The 3,389-nt window shown below is 36.5% G+C and carries 5 protein-coding genes; all 5 read right to left on the reverse strand.

What is annotated here, in order from left to right; genetic code table 11:
* Nucleotides 1-302 precede the first annotated feature (302 nt).
* Nucleotides 303-794 (reverse strand): RDD family protein, encoded by a 492-nt coding sequence (locus tag H4J73_RS01220; RefSeq protein WP_182223103.1) that lies wholly within the window; start codon nucleotides 792-794, stop codon nucleotides 303-305.
* Nucleotides 795-931: 137 nt separating this feature from the next.
* Nucleotides 932-1,324 (reverse strand): hypothetical protein, encoded by a 393-nt coding sequence (locus H4J73_RS01225; protein ID WP_182223102.1) that lies wholly within the window; start codon nucleotides 1,322-1,324, stop codon nucleotides 932-934.
* Nucleotides 1,325-1,438: 114 nt separating this feature from the next.
* Nucleotides 1,439-2,182, reverse strand: a complete 744-nt coding sequence (locus tag H4J73_RS01230; protein ID WP_182223101.1) for a tetratricopeptide repeat protein — start codon at nucleotides 2,180-2,182, stop codon at nucleotides 1,439-1,441.
* 211 nt (nucleotides 2,183-2,393) lie between these two features.
* Nucleotides 2,394-2,786: a hypothetical protein gene (locus H4J73_RS01235; protein ID WP_182223100.1), complete on the reverse strand. Its 393-nt coding sequence runs from the start codon at nucleotides 2,784-2,786 to the stop codon at nucleotides 2,394-2,396.
* Nucleotides 2,787-2,887: 101 nt separating this feature from the next.
* On the reverse strand, nucleotides 2,888-3,389 hold a 502-nt coding region (locus H4J73_RS01240; RefSeq protein WP_310649962.1), incomplete at its 5' end, for a VOC family protein.

Here is a 3,389-nt window from a genome sequence, read left to right on the forward strand (position 1 = left end):
AGAACGTTGAATCAAACTCTGCACGAACTTAAGTTACCCATAAAATAAAAAATAGCCGTGAATTTTTACGCTACTCACAGCTGCCTGAACAAACTAATAGCGTTGCCACCTTTGAAAAAGGTAAAGAGGCAATGCTTATTAGTGCTGCACTACACCGAGTTTAGCGTAAAACACTTAGCTAAAAATGTTTTGCCCTAAAACGTATTTATTAAGAGCATATAACGCCTTGCTAAGCGGAAAATAACAGTTGGCTATAATCGCGAAGCGATGGCCAACTGTTATTTTTCCGTTTGAGCAACTTGTTAGGCTTTTTTAGATTCGAAACTCACATTTTCTGTACAGTTGCCTTTTGAACTTATAACAACTGTCCCTGCAAGTTTGTCGTGCCACCCTTGCTTTTTCTTGTCCCAAGCGACACAAAGAAAGCCAAGTCCGAAGGGAATTATTGACAATATATAACCTACATAACGAGTAATATACTGTTGAAGTGTTGGCTTTTCACCAGTTTTTGCGTCTACAATCTTTGCTGATATTGCAATTTTACCAGGAGTAGCCTGACGGTAAACCCAATAAGCAATTACAGCAACCATTGGAAAAACAAAACTCAAAATAAAATCAGTATAACCTGCAATAATATCATCACCTTCGAGATACTCCCAACCATATACTGATATGAGAACAGGATAAGTTATAGCAATAATAATTATTGTATCAATTAAACTTGCACCGACTCTAGACCAAAACCCCGTATATTTATTTACATCACCCATAGTAGCGGGTACATCGTAGTTCATTTATAACTCCTTTTTTGATAGTGAACCGAATTTGATATTCTGAAAGCCTAACGCCACGTTAAGCGGCAAAAAATTGTTGGCTAAAATTGTGAACGGAGTGAAACAGCCAACTGTTTTTTGTCCGTTTGAACGCCTTGTTAGGCATATGTGCCGCACCATACGACATTTATGATTTCTTTGTTTTTTTCTAACAGTTCCTTTAAAGCAGAGATAAGCAAATGAGCATCCTCTATTTTTGCTTTGTTTCGGCCAAACAGACTTTTAGCATGTGGATTTAAATAAATATGCCATTCATTGGTTCGATTTTCTACATTCGCACAACAAAGTGAATATTCATTATCATCTACAATATATTCAATGAACCAACCCCAATCTTCTGACTCCGGGTATGTTGTGGGAACACCTTTTTTAGCAAGTTCTTTCCCAAGCCACCAAGCTAACTCCGCACCATATACTCCAGGGTTAACCTGAGCTTCATCTGCTAAATGAGGATGGAAGAGATCTGAATTGAAATTTACACTGATATCCATTTAATGTATGCCTAACGCCCCATTAAGAGGCAAATAATTGTTGGCTAAAATAAGCGACGAAGGAGCAAATAGCCAGCTGTTATTTGTCCTGCTTGAATGGCTTGTTATGTTTTTTTATTGACGTAGTTTTTTTAAATATAAATCTGACTTTTTAAAACCTGCCGCTACGGACTTTTGATACCAAAATCTAGCTGACTCATAATACTCTATTTTTTTAAATTCTCGCCATAAATAGTCAGAATTCAAACCTAAAGCATGCATAGCCCTTGCGTCACCTAGCTCTGCAGCTTGATGTAGTAAGTTAATGCCTTCTTTAGACATATTATCAACATACAGTAACAATTCACCATATTGCCGCTTTGCTTGTATGGAGCCTTGTGATATTGCCTTTGAGTACCAATATTCTGCTTTCTGAAAAAAACTTTGTCTTTTATCTTTATCTACAGAATTGGAAAATCTTAATGCGTAATTATTAGCTGTCATAACTTGCGCGTCAGCAATGCCTTCTCGCGAGGCTATTAAAAGCCATTTTAAGGCTTTATCCCTATCTATGTCGATCATAGTACCTGTCTGGTATAATGCTCCAAGTAGAAACATTGAACGACTATGTTGAGAATTAGCTGCTTTTTTCAAATAAAGAACGGATTCACCGGTTTTCTCACTCAATATTTTTTTATTTTGAAATACTAAGAAAAACAACTCGTATTGCTCATTAGAAGAACCATTATCCGCTAGAAGCTTTAACTCTTGATATCGAATTTCGAGGTTATTTTTTACAACATCTAAATCAGTTTTGATGGCAATTGAGCTACTCATGAATATTAATTCAACTAAAAAAAGTACAAATAAAATTCGCATATTTTACCCCCTCCTTGTAATCCATAGTTTTTTTGTAGTTAATTTAAAAGTAGCCACTGAATTCAGTTATTTGCATTATGGGAATTATTGGTGCCCCCTACTTATGCTGAAAACATAACGCCTTACTAAGCGGCGCGAAATTGTTGGCTAAAATTGCGAGGAACGAAGCTAGCCAACTGTTTAGCGTCCGTTTGAGTAACTTGTTATAAGGCTACTTCAACCACCTGAATACTAGCCAGTAAGTTAAAGAAACTGAAATAGAACAAACTGTAAATATACTAAACCACTTTAGATCCAACCCAAACTTTAAATGAAAAAATAAAGTTGGAATGAGGCTAATTGGTATTAGGAAATGTAATTTAAATATACCAAGTTTTTGTAAAAAGACTGAGACAGGCGCTCCAAAAACAATAGTTACTGGATATGCGTACGCTAAAGTCAGTAGAGAAAAAGCAACTGCTAACTTTACATCTTCAAATCCAAAATTTGGAATCTCAGAAGCTAAACCTATGAGAATTCCTCCTAAACTCACCACCGGAATTAAAGATACTGGACTAACTAAGGTAGCTGCAACGTTTCTTTTAAGGTGACTCGATAGTTTCATATAGCCTTATAACGCCCCATTAAGAGGCAAATAATAATTGGCTAAAATAAGCGACGAAGGAGCAAATAGCCAACTGTTATTTGTCCTGCTTGAATGGCTTGTTATGTGCCAGATAAACACCAGATTGCAAATTCATTACCACTAGGCTCAATAAAGTGAAATCGACTACCACCAGGGAATGAAAAAATTGGAGTAGAAATTTCACCACCAAATGATTCTACAGTAGATTGAGCTTTTTCCAAATTATCTGTTAATAATACAAGCAAGGCAGAGCCATTTGAGGCTAACGAAGATAAATCAGATTTGTAGAAACCACCGTCCAAACCTTCATCAGCGAAAGAAGTATAATCGGGACCGTAATCCGTAAAGCTCCAATCAAAAGCGCTCTCAAAAAATTTTTTTGTAGCTGGAATATCCTTGGCTGGAAATTCCACATAGTTTAACTTCAGATTTGTCGACATAACCGGATTCCTTTTGGCACATAACGCTTTGCTAAGCGGAAAATAATGGTTGGCTATAATCGCGAAGCGATGGCCAACTGTTATTTTTCCGTTTGAGCAACTTGTTATATGCAGAGAACGTTGAATCAAACTCTGCACGAAC

It is taken from the genome of Colwellia sp. MB3u-41 (assembly GCF_014076845.1).
In the GTDB taxonomy this organism is placed as follows: Bacteria; Pseudomonadota; Gammaproteobacteria; order Enterobacterales; family Alteromonadaceae; genus Colwellia_A.

Coding starts and splice junctions, on each gene's coding strand:
- H4J73_RS01220 (WP_182223103.1), bottom strand. CDS start 794: ATGAACTACGATGTACCCGCTACTATGGGTGATGTAAATAAATATACG.
- H4J73_RS01225 (WP_182223102.1), bottom strand. CDS start 1,324: ATGGATATCAGTGTAAATTTCAATTCAGATCTCTTCCATCCTCATTTA.
- H4J73_RS01230 (WP_182223101.1), bottom strand. CDS start 2,182: ATGCGAATTTTATTTGTACTTTTTTTAGTTGAATTAATATTCATGAGT.
- H4J73_RS01235 (WP_182223100.1), bottom strand. CDS start 2,786: ATGAAACTATCGAGTCACCTTAAAAGAAACGTTGCAGCTACCTTAGTT.